This window comes from Pallidibacillus thermolactis, from assembly GCF_025660415.1.
In the GTDB taxonomy this organism is placed as follows: Bacteria; Bacillota; Bacilli; order Bacillales; family Caldibacillaceae; genus Pallidibacillus; species Pallidibacillus thermolactis.
The window spans coordinates 25,368-43,243 of record NZ_JAOUSE010000004.1 but is presented as its reverse complement, the minus strand read 5'-3'; the positions used below and the strand labels follow the sequence as shown (position 1 = coordinate 43,243).

General features: G+C 33.7%; 16 protein-coding genes and 1 riboswitch. Of the genes, 6 read left to right on the top strand and 10 right to left on the bottom strand.

All coding sequences use genetic code 11. From position 1 onward, the window contains the following. Positions 1-66: 66 nt before the first annotated feature. The gene (putP, locus tag OEV82_RS02545; RefSeq protein WP_263060902.1) at positions 67-1,557 is read right to left on the bottom strand and encodes a sodium/proline symporter PutP; all 1,491 of its coding nucleotides are present in this window, start codon (positions 1,555-1,557) and stop codon (positions 67-69) included. A 371-nt stretch (positions 1,558-1,928) separates the two neighbouring features. Between putP and OEV82_RS02540 the strand changes: the two genes are divergently transcribed. Further along, positions 1,929-3,029, top strand: a complete 1,101-nt coding sequence (locus OEV82_RS02540; protein WP_263060901.1) for a YkvI family membrane protein — start codon at positions 1,929-1,931, stop codon at positions 3,027-3,029. Positions 3,030-3,080: 51 nt separating this feature from the next. Here the strand turns inward: OEV82_RS02540 and OEV82_RS02535 are convergent, their stop codons facing one another. Together OEV82_RS02535 and queC are read right to left on the bottom strand one after the other, a co-directional pair. Further along, positions 3,081-3,620 (bottom strand): VUT family protein, encoded by a 540-nt coding sequence (locus OEV82_RS02535; protein WP_173662201.1) that lies wholly within the window; start codon positions 3,618-3,620, stop codon positions 3,081-3,083. A gap of 13 nt (positions 3,621-3,633) precedes the next feature. Beyond that, positions 3,634-4,302, bottom strand: a complete 669-nt coding sequence (gene queC / locus OEV82_RS02530; protein ID WP_263060900.1) for a 7-cyano-7-deazaguanine synthase QueC — start codon at positions 4,300-4,302, stop codon at positions 3,634-3,636. Positions 4,303-4,426: 124 nt separating this feature from the next. Next, a riboswitch (PreQ1 riboswitch) is annotated at positions 4,427-4,469 on the bottom strand. A gap of 329 nt (positions 4,470-4,798) precedes the next feature. Between queC and OEV82_RS02525 the strand changes: the two genes are divergently transcribed. Then, complete coding sequence (locus tag OEV82_RS02525) at positions 4,799-6,247, top strand: aminotransferase class I/II-fold pyridoxal phosphate-dependent enzyme (RefSeq protein ID WP_263060899.1); 1,449 nt, start codon at positions 4,799-4,801, stop codon at positions 6,245-6,247. Positions 6,248-6,431: 184 nt separating this feature from the next. Here OEV82_RS02525 and OEV82_RS02520 read toward each other — a convergent pair whose 3' ends face one another. Beyond that, the gene (locus tag OEV82_RS02520) at positions 6,432-7,784 is read right to left on the bottom strand and encodes a radical SAM/SPASM domain-containing protein (RefSeq protein ID WP_263060898.1); all 1,353 of its coding nucleotides are present in this window, start codon (positions 7,782-7,784) and stop codon (positions 6,432-6,434) included. A gap of 349 nt (positions 7,785-8,133) precedes the next feature. Here OEV82_RS02520 and OEV82_RS02515 point away from each other — a divergent pair, with 349 nt between their 5' ends. After that, on the top strand, positions 8,134-8,667 hold the full coding sequence (locus tag OEV82_RS02515) for a hypothetical protein (protein WP_263060897.1): 534 nt from the start codon (positions 8,134-8,136) through the stop codon (positions 8,665-8,667). A 460-nt stretch (positions 8,668-9,127) separates the two neighbouring features. Here OEV82_RS02515 and OEV82_RS02510 read toward each other — a convergent pair whose 3' ends face one another. The 6 genes from OEV82_RS02510 to sdaAB all read right to left on the bottom strand — a co-directional run bounded on the left by OEV82_RS02510 (position 9,128) and on the right by sdaAB (position 14,943). Continuing rightward, on the bottom strand, positions 9,128-9,850 hold the full coding sequence (locus tag OEV82_RS02510; protein ID WP_173659817.1) for an amino acid ABC transporter ATP-binding protein: 723 nt from the start codon (positions 9,848-9,850) through the stop codon (positions 9,128-9,130). Then, positions 9,837-10,502 carry an amino acid ABC transporter permease gene (locus tag OEV82_RS02505; RefSeq protein WP_173659820.1) on the bottom strand — a complete coding sequence of 222 codons (666 nt, stop codon included), beginning with the start codon at positions 10,500-10,502 and terminating at the stop codon, positions 9,837-9,839. The genes OEV82_RS02510 and OEV82_RS02505 overlap by 14 nt, the downstream gene beginning before the upstream one ends. 113 nt (positions 10,503-10,615) lie before the next feature. Continuing rightward, a complete protein-coding gene (locus OEV82_RS02500; protein ID WP_263060896.1) occupies positions 10,616-11,392 on the bottom strand; it encodes a transporter substrate-binding domain-containing protein in 777 nt (258 codons plus the stop codon). Between the two features lie 537 nt (positions 11,393-11,929). Then, positions 11,930-13,252, bottom strand: a complete 1,323-nt coding sequence (locus OEV82_RS02495; protein ID WP_173659824.1) for an aromatic amino acid transport family protein — start codon at positions 13,250-13,252, stop codon at positions 11,930-11,932. A gap of 94 nt (positions 13,253-13,346) precedes the next feature. Then, positions 13,347-14,228, bottom strand: a complete 882-nt coding sequence (sdaAA, locus tag OEV82_RS02490) for an L-serine ammonia-lyase, iron-sulfur-dependent, subunit alpha (RefSeq protein ID WP_263060895.1) — start codon at positions 14,226-14,228, stop codon at positions 13,347-13,349. Positions 14,229-14,247: 19 nt separating this feature from the next. Then, complete coding sequence (gene sdaAB, locus OEV82_RS02485) at positions 14,248-14,943, bottom strand: L-serine ammonia-lyase, iron-sulfur-dependent subunit beta (RefSeq protein ID WP_173658092.1); 696 nt, start codon at positions 14,941-14,943, stop codon at positions 14,248-14,250. Positions 14,944-15,351: 408 nt separating this feature from the next. Here sdaAB and OEV82_RS02480 point away from each other — a divergent pair, with 408 nt between their 5' ends. The 3 genes from OEV82_RS02480 to OEV82_RS02470 all read left to right on the top strand — a co-directional run bounded on the left by OEV82_RS02480 (position 15,352) and on the right by OEV82_RS02470 (position 17,751). Further along, positions 15,352-16,020 (top strand): helix-turn-helix transcriptional regulator, encoded by a 669-nt coding sequence (locus tag OEV82_RS02480; protein ID WP_173658093.1) that lies wholly within the window; start codon positions 15,352-15,354, stop codon positions 16,018-16,020. A gap of 375 nt (positions 16,021-16,395) precedes the next feature. Then, positions 16,396-17,325: a glutaminase A gene (gene glsA, locus OEV82_RS02475; protein ID WP_263060894.1), complete on the top strand. Its 930-nt coding sequence runs from the start codon at positions 16,396-16,398 to the stop codon at positions 17,323-17,325. Between the two features lie 246 nt (positions 17,326-17,571). Next, positions 17,572-17,751, top strand: coding sequence for a hypothetical protein (locus OEV82_RS02470; protein WP_173658095.1), 180 nt, complete (start codon positions 17,572-17,574; stop codon positions 17,749-17,751). The last annotated feature ends 125 nt before the right edge of the window (positions 17,752-17,876 follow it).

Here is a 17,876-nt window from a genome sequence, read left to right as displayed (position 1 = left end):
AGCTCGATGAACGTTTGATTCAAAGCATCACCAATAGATGTAATCGATTTCATTGTTGGAACTTATCTATTCCAGCTCTTCTTTCAATAACTTTAAAGTCTCATCAAATTCTTTTTCCACTGCAGGAATTGGTTTATACGTGAGCTTACTAACCCAAACGGCAACGATTAAATTCAAAAGAAACCCTGGTACAATTTCATAGAGATAATCCCCTAGTGCTGTATTTCCCCATATAAATACAGTAACAGCACCGACAATCATCCCTGCTAGAGCTCCGTGACTAGTGAATCTCTTCCAATATAACGAAAGGAGGATGATCGGCCCAAAAGCTGCTCCAAATCCTGCCCAAGCAAAGGCAACTAAATTTAATATTGTATTCGTTTTTTCCAAAGCTAAAATTAGAGCCACAATCGACACCACTAAAACAGCAATTCGACCAAGTAAAATATATCGTTTTTCCGATGCATCAGCTTTATATATCGCTTTGTAAATATCCTCAACTAAAGCAGATGAAGTTACAATGAGTTGTGACGAAACGGTACTCATAATTGCTGCTAAAACAGCCGCTAATAAAATCCCTGCGATAAACGGATGAAATAAGATTTGTCCCATTTGGATAAATACGGCTTCAGGATCCGATAGTTCTACTCCTGTGTTTTGTTGGAAATAGGCAACTCCGACAAATGCTGTTGCGGCTGCACCTGCCAACGTTAAAATCATCCAGCCAATTCCGATTCGACGGGCCTGTTTCGTCTCTTTTGCCGTTCGAATCGCCATAAACCGAACAATAATATGTGGTTGTCCAAAATATCCTAATCCCCAAGCAAGGGATGAAATAACCCCAGAAACAGTTGCTGTTGCAGTTAAACTTAACCAATTAGGATTAAAATCTTTTACTGCACCAATCGTCTCGCTTAGTCCTCCAGTGGTGAATACACCCATGATTGGAAGTGAAATAAGTGCTAAAAACATAATTGTCCCCTGCACAAAGTCCGTGTAACTAACAGCAAGGAATCCTCCGACTAATGTATAAAGAATTATCACAGCACCAACAATAAATAATCCTAAATGATAGCTATAGCCAAAGGAACTTTCAAAAAACACTCCACTTGCCACAAAACCTGATGATACATAAAAAGTAAAATAGACTAAAATAATAATTCCGGATACAATCCGTAAAATTTTCGCATTTTCTTTAAAACGGTTATCAAAAAAACTTGGTATCGTAATTGAATCATTCGATATTTGAGTATATACCCTCAGTCGCGGTGCTACAATCTTCCAATTTAACCAGGCCCCTATGGTCAGGCCAATCGCAATCCACCATTCCACTAAGCCTGCAACATAAATGGCTCCTGGGAGGCCCATCAACAACCATTGTGACATATCTGCTGCTCCGGCACTTAATGCAGAAACAGCTGGACCAAGACTTCTCCCACCTAACATGTAATCATTGAGGTTATGAATGCGACGGTAGGCATAAAATCCTATGGCTATCATCGCAAGAAAATATAGAATGATGGCGAATAATTGAAAAGCACTCTCTGATAATTGCATATAATCCCCCCTGTTTCATTATATTATTTTATATTAGCATAAAATTACTATTATTGAAATATTCTTTATTTTTATAAAAAACTTCTAAAAGATTCGTTCTTTTCTTAAAAAAATTTGTCATATAAGTAATAGAAACTATCTTATTTTGCAACTCTTCATAAGTTTTTTGCCCTCTACAATAATTTTGTAATGTTTACCAGAAAGGGATATTATCAAAAAAATGTATGCGTTTATTCATTTTTACAAATAATCACGCTTTATTTTTATTTTTTCAATAAATTAATTATTACAGAATTTTGATATATTGTTTTTGAGGGGTATTTTCTTTCATCAATGGGAGACATTAGATAACAAGGGGGAAATTTTAAAATATGAAAGATATCTTAAAAATTGGAAGCGCTTTTATCGGGATTATTGTCGGAGCAGCCTTTGCATCCGGTCAAGAGATATTACAATATTTTACCAGTTTCGGATTAATTGGTTCTATTGGTGCAATAATTTCAACAGCAATTTTTGCTTATTGTGGGATGGTTCTCGTCTGGTTAGGAAGTCGTACAAAGGCTACTTCTCACAAAGAAGTAATTTATCAAGTAAGCGGTCGACTAGTAGGGACCATTATTGATTACGTTTTAATTTTTACACTTTTCGGTATGGGAATCTTAATGATTGCTGGTGCAGGTGCTAGTTTACACCAACAATTTGGTTTACCATACTTTGTGGGTTCCTTAATCATGACTTTACTAGTTTTTGTTTCTTCTCTATTTAACACCAGTCGTGTCGTTTCGATCATTAGTAGTGTATCACCATTTTTAATTATTTTAATTATCATTATTTCAGTATATACTCTTGTGACATTAGATAGCTCATTTGCATCGTTAAACAAATTAGCAACTGCTGTAGAAACACCTTCTTCACTTCCGAATTGGTTCGTCTCTAGCCTTAACTATGCTTGTATGAACCTTACACTAGGTGCATCTATGGCGATTATATCGGGAAGTACCATTAAGGATCCGAAAATCGCGGCTTTCGGTGGACTTGCTGGTGGTCTCGGACTAGGAATTTTAATTCAACTTGTCCACTTTGCCATCTTCATTAAAATTGAAGAAGTTGCCACTCTTGATATGCCGTTACTCGGTATTATCAATGAAATTTCACCAATCTTAGGAACAATAATGTCCATTGTCATTTTCGGAATGATATTTAATACAACAGTGAGTGTAGTCTACGGTTTTGTTGCACGACTTGCACAAACTGGTACAAAGAAATTTAATGTTATTTTAGTGATTGCACTGATCAGTGAATTTGGATTAAGTTTTATTGGTTTTACTGGTCTTGTTTCAAGTTTCCTTCCATTAGTCGGATATTTAGGTGTTATCTTAATTGTCGCACTAATAATTGCACCATTTAGACTGAAAAAAAACAACTCAGATTCTGAATTAAATTCAAATCAATCAAAAGATAAACTTGCATAATCAAGAGAAAACGACAGAACGTAGTAGCCCACTATGTTCTGTCGTTTTGTTTTAATAAATGACCGCTCTTAACTTCGGATGTTTTACAATTTGAACAATTGTAATAGCACCAATACTTTGGAAAAGAATTTTCACAATAAGTTGACTTAAAATCGCCACTGGGACAGCTTCCCACGGAATAAATCCAGCACCTAAAGGACTTAATCCTAAAATAACAAAAATAGCAGAATCTAAAAATCCTCCAACAATCCCACTTAAGAAGACTCTCCACCCAATGGACAATTTTAATCGTGTATAAATTTCCGTATCCGACGCCTCTGAAATTAAAAAGGATACGGCGGACGCCATTACAATCATTAAAGTATCACCTAATAAATAGGAAACAAAAGCTGATAAAACTAAAGCAGTGGCAATGAAAAGATATGTTAATTTACGACCATATTTATTTTGAACAATATCCCGAAATATAAATGTACATCCAATTAAAAACGTGCCAATTGGAATAATAAGTATACCGACTTCTAATGGTTGAAATGCTGCAGTCAACACATTCGCTAGAATAATAGAAGCTAAATATAAAAATACTCTCATTATACAATCTCCTTCAACACTGTGCTGTTTTTTTACTTTGAATATATTTTTCATACCCGTTTCTACGGAGGACACAAGCAGGACACGTTCCACAACCGTCGCCAATTATTCCCTCATAACAGGTTAATGTTTTTGTTTTAATTAAATCTAATATCCTTAACTCATCAGCTAACTTCCAAGTTTCCGCCTTATCCAACCACATTAAAGGTGTATGGATCACAAAATCTTGATCCATCGCTAAATTGATCGTAACATTTAATGATTTAATGAACGAATCACGACAATCCGGATAACCGCTGAAATCCGTTTCACTTACCCCTGTTACTAAGTGCTTGGCACCGACTTGACTGGCTAAGACTGCGGCAAAAGATAAAAAAAGTAAATTTCTTCCAGGTACAAAGGTTGATGGCAATTCGCCATTTTCCCCATTTTTCACTGCGATATTATTTCTTGTCAATGCATTCGGTGCAAGTTGATTTAATAAATCCATATTCAAAATGTAATGCTTAACACCAGTCTCTTTGGCTATAGCTTGGGCACATTCGATTTCTTTATTATGACGTTGGTTATAATCAAATGTGACAGCAACTACCTCTTTAAAGTTCTTTTTTGCCCAAAATAAACATGTTGTGCTATCTTGACCTCCACTAAACACAACAACTGCCTTTTCATCTTTTAACATGTAAGCTTCTCCTTTCTAAAGAAAAAAGCAGTACTAAGGGAAGTACTGCTTCTCACTTAGTTTTTTTATAGAGGGTGACTATAACCTCATAACAAACAAAAAAGCCATACTAACGAAAGTATGACATTCCTTAGTTTTTTATAGAGGGTAGCTAGAACCTCTGCCGCAAGTTGCGGACTTTCTATTTTATTTTCCACTATTAATAGAAACATAACATCGGATATTTTTCAAGAGAAATATTGAACATTATTTACCAGCAAAAGCATTGAAAGTTATATATAAATACAGACCACATCTTGGAAGATCAAATGATGATAAGCAAAACATACTTGCAAAGGTATACTTTGATTATTCACCTTTCTTAAGCAAAGTTTATAATAAAAGATAGTACAAATGAAATGGTGTAGGTAATATGGATAAAAGATCCTCCCTGACCATACTTAATTTCCAGTTTTTCTTTTACAATTTACAATAACAAAGAAGAAGGTAGAGTTGCATGGAACAAATAAAAACGCCGTTATATGATGCTTTAGAGAATTTTTATAAAAAAAATAAAATCTCTTTTCATGTTCCCGGTCATAAAAATGGACAAATATTTTTTACGCAAGGTCCATCTCTTTTTCAATCAGTACTTTCTATTGATGCTACCGAATTGACAGGCTTAGATGACTTACATGCACCCGAAGGTCCTATTCTCCAATCGCAATTCATGTTAGCAAATTTATATCGGGTAAAGAAAAGTTTCTTCCTCATAAATGGATCAACAGTAGGCAATTTAGCAATGATACAGGCAGTTTGTGAACCTGGTGATACAGTTTTTGTTCAAAGGAATTGTCACAAGTCGATTTTACATGGACTCATGCTAGCCAATGCAAATCCTGTTTTTTTAACTCCTAATTATTATGAAGATTGGGGTATAGCCGGCTCTCTTGATGCAATAACGGTATTAAAGGCACTTGAAAGTTATCCGAAGCCAAAAGCCATTATTTTAACTTATCCAAATTATTATGGTTTAGCGGAAGAAGAGAATGTAAAAAAGATTATCCATATAGCTCATGAAAAAAATATCCCTGTTCTTGTAGATGAAGCTCATGGTGCACACCTAACTTTAGCATATCCGTTTCCAAAAAGCTCCATATCATTTGGAGCAGATATCGTCGTTCACTCGGCACATAAAACATTACCTGCCATGACAATGGGCTCTTTTTTACATTTTAATAGTAATCTTATCGAAGAAACCCAAATTGAATTTTATTTACAAATGTTGCAATCCAGCAGTCCTTCCTATCCGATCATGGCATCCCTTGATTTATCAAGGGGCTATCTAGCATCATTTACTGAGGAAGATCAATCGTATTTGCTAAAAAAAATCAACGCGTTCAAAAACTTACTTTCTACTATTAAAGAGATTGAAATTTTAGCACCACCGGCTAATGTAACAATGGATCCGTTAAAAGTTACTATTCGTTCCACAACAGGCTTAAGTGGCTATGAATTACAAAAATTACTTGAAGAAAAAGGAATCTACACTGAATTAGCAGATCCGCAAAATGTGTTGTTCGTTCTGCCGCTTTTAAAACGTGAAGAAGAGTATCCTTTTAAACAAACTGTTGAGTTAATTCAATCAGCAGTGAAAAACCAAGTAAAATCCAAGGTAAACGCTCCATCATTTCATTGGAAAGAAATCGAAATGATGACAAATTTAGAAATCCCCTATAGTGAAATGCGAAAACGTTCGAAAAAACAAACTCCATTTAAAGAGGCCATTGGCAAAATCGCTGGAGAAATGATTATACCTTACCCACCAGGAATTCCACTCATTATGTTAGGGGAACGAATTACAATAGAAAAAATAAACACCCTCGAAAAGTTAATTTCACTCGGTTCTAGATTTCATGGTGGAACTGGTTTAGAAAATGAGAAACTCGTTCTTTTTGAAAAATAAATAAAACGAAAAATGCTGGCCAACACCCTAATAGTATGGCCAGCATTCCAATCATTTCATATTATTTTAGATTTCCAGGTACAGATTTCAAAATTCTCCCATCTGCTGCTTTTTTCACTGGAGACTTTGCAGGACGAATAACTTTCATTCATCTCACCACCTTTCATGGTAAACTTTTAATCTATTAAACCGTAGCTTTTGCTTTCTCTTCTTGCATTAAACTATTTTTCCAGATTAGGTTTAATACTTTACGTACATTTCGTTTTTCATATGGACAAGGTCTTTCTCCTGTCACAACACGATACCATGGACAATGATTTCCTTGACAAGCTGGACGGAAGAAGCAAGATTGACAGCCACTATCGTTTTCTTCACCATTTGTTACCCAGAAAGCAAGTTTGTCATAATCAAGATCTAATGTACCATCTTCATAGATATGACCTACTTTGTTTACATCTTCATCTAAAACCGTTGTACATTTATAAACTTGTCCGTCTGAACCAATGACTAAAGAATTCGGCTTAGCTGCATAACAAACGGATGCGGTTGGCATCATAGATCCAGCTACAATTGGACTCATACTCACCCCTTGTTGTACCGCTTCTTCTTGGAAATCCCATATTTTTTGATTGGAAATAATATGGTTACAAATTGGCAGCTCATCATCATTTTTACCGCCCCATTTCCCAACTGGGCGGAAGAACATACCAAATCGTTGGTCATCAGAGAAATGATCTCGAACAAACTTAATAAGTTCACTAACTTCTTTCATATTTTCTCGGTCAAAGTTCACACGAATTGTAATATCAAACTCTTCATCACTTTCTTTAACCGCTTTTAAGTTTTCTATAATTCGATCAAATGTTCCTTGACCACCAGCTAAATGACGAGTCCGGTCATGCATTTCTCCAACACCATCAATTGTAATCATATAAGTACGAACGCCCCAAGAGATTAATTTATCAAAAACATCTCTCGTTAAAAACCATGCGTTTGTAGAGATATCGGCAGAATAGGAAATATCATGAGCCTCACATGCTTCCAAAAATGATTTCGAAAGTTCTTCAATCGTTTTAAACTCTAGTAGAGGCTCTCCACCAAACCAGCTAATATGCAAGTTTGATAACGTTTTTGCTCGTTCATTAACAAGCTCTTTTACTCCCTTTACAACTTCCGGTTTCATTTTCCCCTTTACAAAATGCTGATAACAATACGTACAACGGAAATTACATTGTTCCGTCGTCATTAAAATAAGATGCATCTGATCCGTTCTGTGCATGGAATGATGAAGAAATTCTGCACGTTTCTTTTCATTGATTTTACTTAATACAATAAAACCATTATCATATAATTCTTTTTTGACTTCGTGATCCAATTCTGGGATACCATCTCTTCTTAAAGAAGTCATTACAATTTCTTTTTCTTCCGGAGAGAAATGGACCATTGCCCCACTATAACTATTGTATAACATTAATCCGCCATCTTCTGTATGTGACAATGCATTAAACTTTGAGGGAACATATTTATTCTGAACCATTCATTTGCCACCTTTCGTATTTAAACTATGTCTTTTTAAAACATATTAAGTAAATTTTGTCTACATTCACTAAATTATATGTTATTCGTTTTGGGAAAAAATGGCAATACGAAAAAAGGGTTAAGAAAATATTGGATGAAATTACTTTTTTTTCATTCAATTTAAAGAAACCTTTAAAGGTAGAAAAACAATCTTATCGCAAGATTTTTTAATTTTTTTCGCAATAATTAAAGTTATAAAAATAATAATTTGATATAGTTATGTCTTTTTGTAATAATAAACATATTTAGAAATTTCGAAGGGGGATCGGTGTGTTGAAGAAAAAATATTGTTAATAGGAATAACAGTAATGATGTTTGTTATTATGGCTGCATGTAATAAGGATAACGGAGCGGAAATAGAGAACAAATCCGAAGAGGATTCCAAAGAGCAAGCTATTATTGATTTAGATAAAAATAAGGCTGTCGAAGATATTAAATATGTAAAAGTTCATAAACAAGCAAGTGCATCAGAAGACAAGAAAAATAATAACAACTATAAAGAAAGTAATTCAAACAGTGATAGTGGTACAGCTAAAGAGAATTCCAATAAAAGTACATTAGTAGAAAATAATCAAGATAGTAGTTCTGATAATATTCAAAATGAAGAGAAACCAAATATTATTTCAAGTGGAGAGGAAGCAATTAAATTTTTAAAAAAAGAATTAGATATGGAAAATAATGAAGATATTATTTTCGATGATATGGGTGGTACATTAGAGGAAGATTCGTCTGGTTTTTATTATACAATTTCTTTATATTCAAAATCACTTAAAGAAGCTGGTGGTTCTGGTACACTTGAAAGTTATAAAGTATATCAAGATGGAAGATACAAATTAAATTAATAATAAATAAACATAATGGAGATTCTCATATATTGAGGATCTTTTTTTTGACTAGATATATTCTTTCGTGCTAATTTGCCTCCTATTTATTAAATAAAAAACTTTAAAGGTGGTAATTTTCTTAAATTAAATATCTTTATTAATTACAACAGTTGGTCAACTGTAAAAATAAATAATTAGGAGGAATCAATGTGTCAAAGAAAAAATACAACGAGGAGTAGATTTGATTAAGAATTTGAAAAGTTTACGACTCACAGCATACCGATTATGAAATATCTTAATTTTCAATTTATATTAACGTATTTTTACATATGATAAGCGAAAAGTGATCGTTATAAATACAAACATACTGAACTTACTAGATTTGATAACATTCATGGTAAAAATTTTACAAAAAAATTACCTGTCCCTATACATTTTATCTGTATAGGGACAGGCAAAGATAAATATCAGATATTCATTATAAAATCTTCGACAAGAAATCCTTTGCACGATCCGTTTTTGGTGACGTAAAGAAAGTTTTCGGATCAGTTTCTTCTATGATCATACCATCGTCAATAAAAATAACGCGATCAGACACTTCTTTTGCAAAATTCATTTCATGGGTAACGATGACCATTGTCATACCTGTTTCGGCTAAATCTTTCATAACTTCCAATACTTCCTTTACCATTTCTGGGTCAAGAGCGGAAGTTGGTTCATCGAAAAGCATGATATTCGGCTCCATCGCAAGGGCACGAGCAATGGCCACCCTTTGTTTTTGCCCCCCTGATAATTGACCTGGAAAACTTTCAATTTTGTCCGAAAGACCTACTTTTGATAAAAGATCTTTTCCAATTTTTTCCGCTTCTTCCTTGGATATTTTTCTTACAGTTTTCGGGGCATATGTTACATTCTCTAATACGTTCATATGCGGAAACAAATTAAATTGTTGAAATACCATCCCGATATTTCTTCGAATCTCTGCGATATTCGTTTTTGGATCGGTAATCTTTACCCCATTTATGAAAATATCGCCTGATGTCGGAGTTTCCAATAAATTTAAACAGCGAAGAAATGTTGATTTTCCTGAACCGGATGGACCTATTATCGTGACAACTTCTCCTTTTTGAATGCTTGTGCTAAGATTTTTTAATACGGTATGCTTACCAAATACTTTCGATATTGAATTAACGCTGATCACTTTGTCTTAACCTCCGTTCAACCCAACTACCAATTGATGTTAATATGAATACCATGCTCCAGTAGATTAATCCGACAAATAGTAAAGGCTCAAAACTCGCATATATTTTTGCACTCACAAAATCTGCCCGACGCATCAGATCCATATAACCGATGACGGATACAATGGCAGATTCCTTCGTCAAGGTAACAAATTCATTAATTAACGCAGGCAAAATATTTTTTATAGCTTGTGGTAAAATAATATCCTTCATCATTTGTTTATAAGGGATCCCTAGAGCTTGTGCCGCTTCCACTTGCCCCTTATCAACAGCTAAAATCCCTGCACGAATAATTTCCGAAACGTAAGCACCAGAGTTTAAACCAAAGGCTAAGACTGCAGATTCATAGGCTCCTATATCATAACCTGTTATTTGAGGAATTCCAAAGTAAATAATAACTAATTGTAAAATTAACGGTGTACCGCGGAAAATTGAAGTATATACATTGGCAAAACCTTTTAATATGGGTTGATTCGTTAATTTACATAAAGCAAGTAATGTACCTAATAACAAACCTAATAAAATAGATACAACGACTAATTTTAACGTAGCTCCTATTCCGCCTAGTAAATATGGAATCCATGGCACGATTTGAGTAAAATCTATGTTCATATGAATACCTCTTTTATATTCTATTAAAATAAAGATAAGAATCGGTGGTAACCCATCCAAGGTTCATGACCACCGATGGATTGGGAAAACAAGTATAAGTGCAATAATAAAGACTATTCACCTAATCCCCATTTATCAATTAATTTTTGTAAAGTCCCGTCAGATTTGAATTGTTCTAACACTTTATTAACTTCATCGACAAGTTCGCTTCCCTTTGGAAAAGCAATGGCATATCCTGGAACGCTCGTTGATGGATCATCAAAGCCAACTAAACCTTCAGCTTCAATATATCCTTTTGCTACATCCTTATCGACATACGCAATATCAATTTTATTAGCCAAAATTTCTTGAACTAGAAGTGGTGCTTTATCGACAATTTTAATTTCTATGTTATACTCGTTTTTTAACTTTTCTATACCTTCTTGTTGAATGGATCCTAACTGAACACCGATTGTTTTACCCTCTAACTCTTCTAAACTATGAATAGCTTTATCAGGAGTTGCTATAAAAGTAGAATGCGCTGGTAAATACTCCTTTGAAAAATCAACATTTTTTTTACGATCTTCTGTTGCATTCATACCCGAAAGAACCATATCTGCCTTATTAGATTGTAGTGCACCGATTAATCCATTAAACTCCATATCAGTTATTTCTAATTTATACCCTAATTCGTCAGCAATCGCTTGAGCTAAATCAATATCAAATCCAACAAACTCTCCACTTTCATCAATGGATTCAAATGGTTCATAGTCGGCTGACGTTGCCATTCTAATCACCTTTTTATCTCCATCTGAAGAACCGTTACTTCTTTCAGCGTTACCTCCGCCACATGCCGCTAGTAAACCAATAACGAGTAGAATTAAAAAACCATTTCCAAAAAGTTTTTTCATGATTTTCGTCCCCCAATTCACCTTTTATAATTATTCAATTTATTGCATAAAAATAAATAGTTATGTATAGTTATACCACCATAAGATTTAATTTGCAATATTTTTTTACGTTTTAAAGACTGAGGGACTGACCCCTTTGTCTAATCTTTTCACTTTATTATTATCATTCCCCCTTTATTCTTTGGTACATGGGCTCGTATATTATAATATTAATCTAAAGGAGGTATTTTTTCAATTTTCTTTCAATTTATTGTTTAATTTTTTCAATATATTTTAATAATAATTCATATGAAAATTTTTATTTAGAAATAGTTTTTTCGAATAGATTTGAAATAATGGATGCGAATAGCGAGGGGAAACATCGACAATTTGCATTCAAACTTCACAAAGTTCTTGTTGTTGAAAGAAATAGAAGATAATAATTTCATAGAACAAGAGGTTCAATATTAAATAAAAATTCACCTTTTTAAAGAGAATAGTTGAAAAGTCTCGATAAAAAGGTGATTAAATGTTTGGCTAATCTAAACTATCTATTTTTTAGAAGAACAACGCTTTAATACTGGATAGAACAACTAGTACGCCGATAATGATAACAAACACGTTGCTACCAATATGTTTTCTATATTTTTCTAAAGCAGGAACTTTATAGATTGCATACATTGGTAATAAGAATAAGATAATCGCAATTAATGGTGCATTAATCATATCAATTAAGTCAAGAATACTTGGGTTAGCATAAGCAACCAACCAGCATGTCACAATCATAAAACCGATAATTATATTTTTTACAGTTTTATTATTAAGTTCGATGCCGCGCGATTTAGCACTCTCTTTAATTAAATGTTCCATACCTTCATAAGCTCCTACATAGTGACCAAGGAAAGATTTTGTAATTGCGATTATGGCAATTAATGGAGCTGCAATAGCAAATAATGGCATACTATATTTATTTGCAAGGTATGATAGAATCGGTAAGTTTTGTTCTTTTGCTAGAGCAAGGTCACCGGCAGTTACACTTAATGCACAACTATAAACAAAGAATAATACAACAAAGATTGTAATGATATAGCAAACTTTTTGAATTTGTGCTGTTTTACGGTCAACATTTTCAACTCCGTATGTTTCCCGTTGTTTAACAACGAACGTAGAGATCATTGGTGAATGGTTAAAGGAGAATACAATAATCGGCAGTATAAACCACGCGATTTTTAATACATCCATAAACCCGAAATCACCATCTGCCGCTGCAAAGTTACCAGCTAAACTTAAATTTGATACATCCCATTGCGGAATTAAATATAATGATAATAAGATAAGTGCTGCAATAAACGGATATACAATCCAACTCATAACTTTTACTGTCACATCATGACCGAAGTTAACGATAAAAATTAAAGCCAAAACTAAAACTAGTGACAATAGAATTCTTGGTGGAGCAGTCATGTTCATTTGATTTTCGATAAAGCTTATTGACGTATTTGTCAATGAAACTGAATACATTAATAAGATTGCATAGATTGAGAAAAAGTAAACGATATCAAAAATAGTACTCGCTTTTTTACCAAAGTATTCATTTACTGTAGCTGTAATCCCTTCACCAGCTGATTTGGAAGAGTAAATCATTTTTGCCATTGCTCGATGGGAAAAATACACAATTGGAAATACAAGTAGTGTTAATAATAATAAAGATATAATTCCTCCAGACCCGGCATTAATTGGTAAGAAGAGTACCCCTGCACCAATAGCCGTTCCAAAAAGACTCATCGCCCAAGTAGTATCTTGCATATGCCACTTATTCGGGTCCTTATACTTTTTTACAGTTTCTTGAGGTTGATGTGCTCTTGCAGCATTCCCACTCATTTCATTTTCCTCCTTTTAAAATATAAGGTTATCTTTACCTTTTTATTTGTTCTGTGAATCACTATACAACTCACTAAAACTTGTATTGCTTTACTTATTTATCTTTTCCAAAGATTTTATTTCTGATGGCAATCCCTGTTGGGGTTGCAGCAACGCCACCTAAGCCTGTTTCTCTTAATTCGCGTGGCATCCGTCTGCCTACTCTATACATCGCTTCAATTACTTCATCTGCATCAATTAAGTTTTTCACATCGGCCAAAGCTAAATCTGCCGCAACTAAAGCATTCGCAGTTCCAACAGCATTTCTTTTAACACAAGGAATTTCAACTAAACCAGCCACTGGATCACAAACTAAGCCAAGTAAATTTTGTAGTGCTGTTGAAAAAGCATGGGCTGATTGTTCAGGTGTTCCACCTGCAGCCTCGACCGCTGCTGCAGCAGCCATTGCAGAAGCACTACCTACTTCGGCTTGACATCCACCCATTGCTCCAGCAATACACGCATTATTTGCTACAACCATTCCGAATAAAGCTGTCGTAAATAGAAAATGAATCTGGTCTTCCCGGGTCAAATTTAAAGTATCTTTAATAGCAAATAATACACCAGGAATTGTTCCGCTTGCACCGGCAGTTGGCGTTGCACAAATTACCCCCATTGCTGCATTTACTTCATTTGTTCCTACAGCATTTTGTACGCCTAACATCATTAAATCACCTGATAACGTTTTGCCGGCTTCACGATATTTTTTTATTTTTACCGCGTCCCCACCAGTAAGACCTGTAGGAGAAAATACACCGTCACCTTCAATACTTTTGTTCACCGCATTTTCCATCGTTTCCAAGTTTTTTTCCATTTTTTGCCAAATCTCTTCGTAGGAAGCTTTCGTTACTTCCATTTCCTGTTCAATGGCTAATTCATATATTTTTTTATTCCTCGTATTCGCTGCTTCAACTATTTCTTTAATAGATGTGTACATTTTGTCTCACCCCTGGTGTTTAAAGTATGATGATATTTGCAATATCTTTGAGGTTGTTAAGTTCTTGATGTGCTTCGTTACTTAATTTTGATTCTAAATTATACGCATATAGGTATTTACCATCTTTTTTCAGATTTTGTGAGTCGTTAATTTCGACATTATACGTTTTAAAGATTCTCCCTAGTTCTAGTTCAAGATTCAACTTTTCAGAAATCGCTATCAATATTGGCAGAGAACCTTCAAGTTTCAGACTAAAACCGTCAATTTCAATATGTTTCACTTTAATTAATCCGCCACCTACCGAAATCCCAACAACACGAATACTTCGTTGATCATTTTCTAAATAAATATCTGCTGTATTAGGATGACCAGCAGGACTATCACCGGCTTCTTCCACGAAAGCTATGTCAATACCTTGAGATTTTGCTATTTTAATAGAATTAGGAACACGACTATCATCTGTTGCAAACCCTAACACGCCTGCAATAATAGCAAAATCCGTCCCATGTCCTTTATGTGTTTCTGCAAATGATTCATAATATTTTACAACGACTTTCTTAGGAAGCCCTTGTAATAATTTATTTGCAACTACCCCAATAGCTAAAGCTCCTGCAGTATGTGAACTCGAAGGGCCGATCATTACCGGTCCAATCACATCAAAACAACTTTTGTAATTAACTACCTTTTTTTCTTTCATAACCACGTTCATAGCCAATCCTCCTTTTCTACCAATAGTGTACACATTCATAACTATTAGCGAGTAAATTTATTTGAAAGGGTTTCCATTAAATCCGAAGAAATCCCATTCTATCTTTTTTAAAATTTTGATTATAAAAATATTTTCTAATTATTATAACAAAAAATTATCAAAATAATAATTTATTATTGTGATTAAAAATTATCATAGCAAAAATAGATTGTCAACTGTATTTAAGAAAATATTATTTCCGTAATAAATTTTTACTACAAATTTTAAACTATGTTATAATTATTTTAATAAAGGAGTACCTCTAATTTGATTATTCATAATATTAGAAACTACCCATCTATCATTTTCATCATTTTTTATTGAAGATATTTCATCTTAAATAATGAGAGTGTGTTATAGAGGAGGACTACTGAATTGGATAAAGAGCTATTTCGTCACTATAAAAATATCATGAACTATTTTGGAGAATTACTTGGACCGAGATATGAGTTAGTACTTCATATCTTACACCCTGACGGCGGCTCGCATATTGGGCACATAGTCAATGGTGAATTAAGTGGAAGGTCCTTAAATGGTCCTCTAACGAACTATGCTAGAAAATTAATTGAAGAAAAAGTATATTTAGAAAAGGATCATGTTGTCAATTATGTTGGGGAAGGTCCTAGAGGGAAAAAGTTTCGCTCCTCAACAAAATTTATTAAAGACCATGAAGGCAAGTTAGTAGGCCTTCTTTGTATAAATTTTGATGCGGATGCTTACCGAAAAGTAGCAAAGGATATTTTAAATTTGGCGAATTTAAACTGGGATATAGAATATATCGAAGAAAAAGCAGCCCAAGAACAACCTGTTGAAAACTTATCCGAAAACATCCATAACATCATCTATTCAGTCATTGATCAAGATATTATTGAATCAGGTGCTCAATTATCACCTGATCAAAAACAAAAAGCAATTGCGAAATTGAAAGAGTATGGTGTGTTTGAAATTAAAGGGACAATATCAGAAGTTGCAAAAGTTATGGGAATGTCGGAATCTAGTGTTTATCGTTATTTGCGACTTGTCTCACTTGAAAATCATAATTAATAAACACAATAATTCGATTCAGTATAATAAGCGGTCCATTGTTTGTTCACAAAAACAATGGACCGCTTTTTTTCATTTCCTTGATACAGCTGAATTTAATGTATTTTTTAATCCTTTTCTCACTCAATCTTGTCCCGTTATCATTTGGCTGAAAAAGGATTTAATTTTCTCACCTAAACCGACATTGTATAAATTTACACTAAAAAATTTACTTATTATAAGTCCCTCTATTCCAATCGTTAGCATTTATACGTCTTGTTTGTAAAAATCATTGGTTGCCAAACTTTATTTATATAGATATTAACACAATCGTTAATCATCCATATTTTCTTACATGAATTTTCCTTATTCGTATAAACTATTAAAGGTGATGATATGTCAATTTTTTCAAATGAAGAACTGAGGAATTATGTTGAGGAAGCAAAAAAAGTAGCAAAGAACGGTCAAGTGGCCACATACATTCCAGAATTAGGGAAAGCAAATCCTTTAGATTTAGCAATTGCTATTCATTATCCCGATGGCAACTTTGTATCAGCAGGAGAAATAAATAAAAAATTCACTTTGCAAAGTATTTCCAAAGTAATCAGCTTAGCACTTGTATTGATGGATCGAGGCTATGACTATGTATTTGAACGAGTAGGTATGGAACCAACTGGTGACCCATTCAACTCCATTGCTAAATTAGAAACAATGAAGCCAGCCAAACCATTAAATCCGATGATAAATGCAGGAGCCCTAGTTGTTACATCAATGATTAAAGGGAGTTCAACTGAAGAACGACTAGGACGTTTGCTCAACTTTATTAAACTTTTAGCAAATAATGATACAGTAGACTATAGTGAAACTGTAGCCAAATCAGAGTATGATACAGCTTTTTTAAATCGGGCTCTTTGCTATTTTTTAAAACAACACAATATTATAACAGAAGATACGGAAACATTAATGGAGTTATATACAAAGCAATGTGCAATAGAAATGACTTGCCTTGACTTAGCGAAAATAGGTTTAGTTTTTGCAATGGATGGAGTAGATCCAATCAAGCATAAGCAAATTTTACCTCGGGATGTTGCAAGAATTTGTAAAACGTTTATGGTTACATGTGGAATGTATAATGCCTCTGGGGAGTTTGCAATCAAAGTAGGTATACCGGCTAAAAGCGGAGTAGCTGGGGGAATTATGGGATCCTTACCAGGTAAATGTGGAATTGGTATTTTTGGCCCTGCACTCGATGACAAAGGAAACAGTATTGCTGGTATGAAACTATTGCATCTACTTTCCAAAAACTACAAGCTAAGCATATTTTAATGGCAAGATAAGTCACCCATTTGCTTACAAAATATACTTTTATTTAACAAACCTATCACTTCGATAGGTTTTGTTTTTATTTCAAATAAAGGTTCTAGAGCTTTTCAAAAGGGTAGAGTCATTTCCAATATACATACAATACCATTGACGACTCTTATTACTTTTTGAAAACTCTTTCAGTTTGTCAGATTTATGTTATAATATTTCTAAAATATAGCAATATGAACTACTTGAAAAGGTGAAAAAATGTTTAATAAATTGAAGTCTCTCCCAAAACAAGTAAACATTCTAGTCGGAATTTGTTTAATATTATTGAGCGGAATTTTTCCTTTTGACTCTTGGTCAGGGATGTTCTTGCGAGGAAGTATTTTGTTTGTCGCCATTCTATTTATTGTAGCTGCAGCAGAAAAAAATAAAGCTGAGTAAAAATCTTGAAGTCTATTTAAAATCTATTAAATTTATAAATGATTAATATTATTCATTTTTTAATTGACATTGTTCCGAATTTTATTAAAAATAGAAATATAGCCTAGAACATACGATAAGAATCA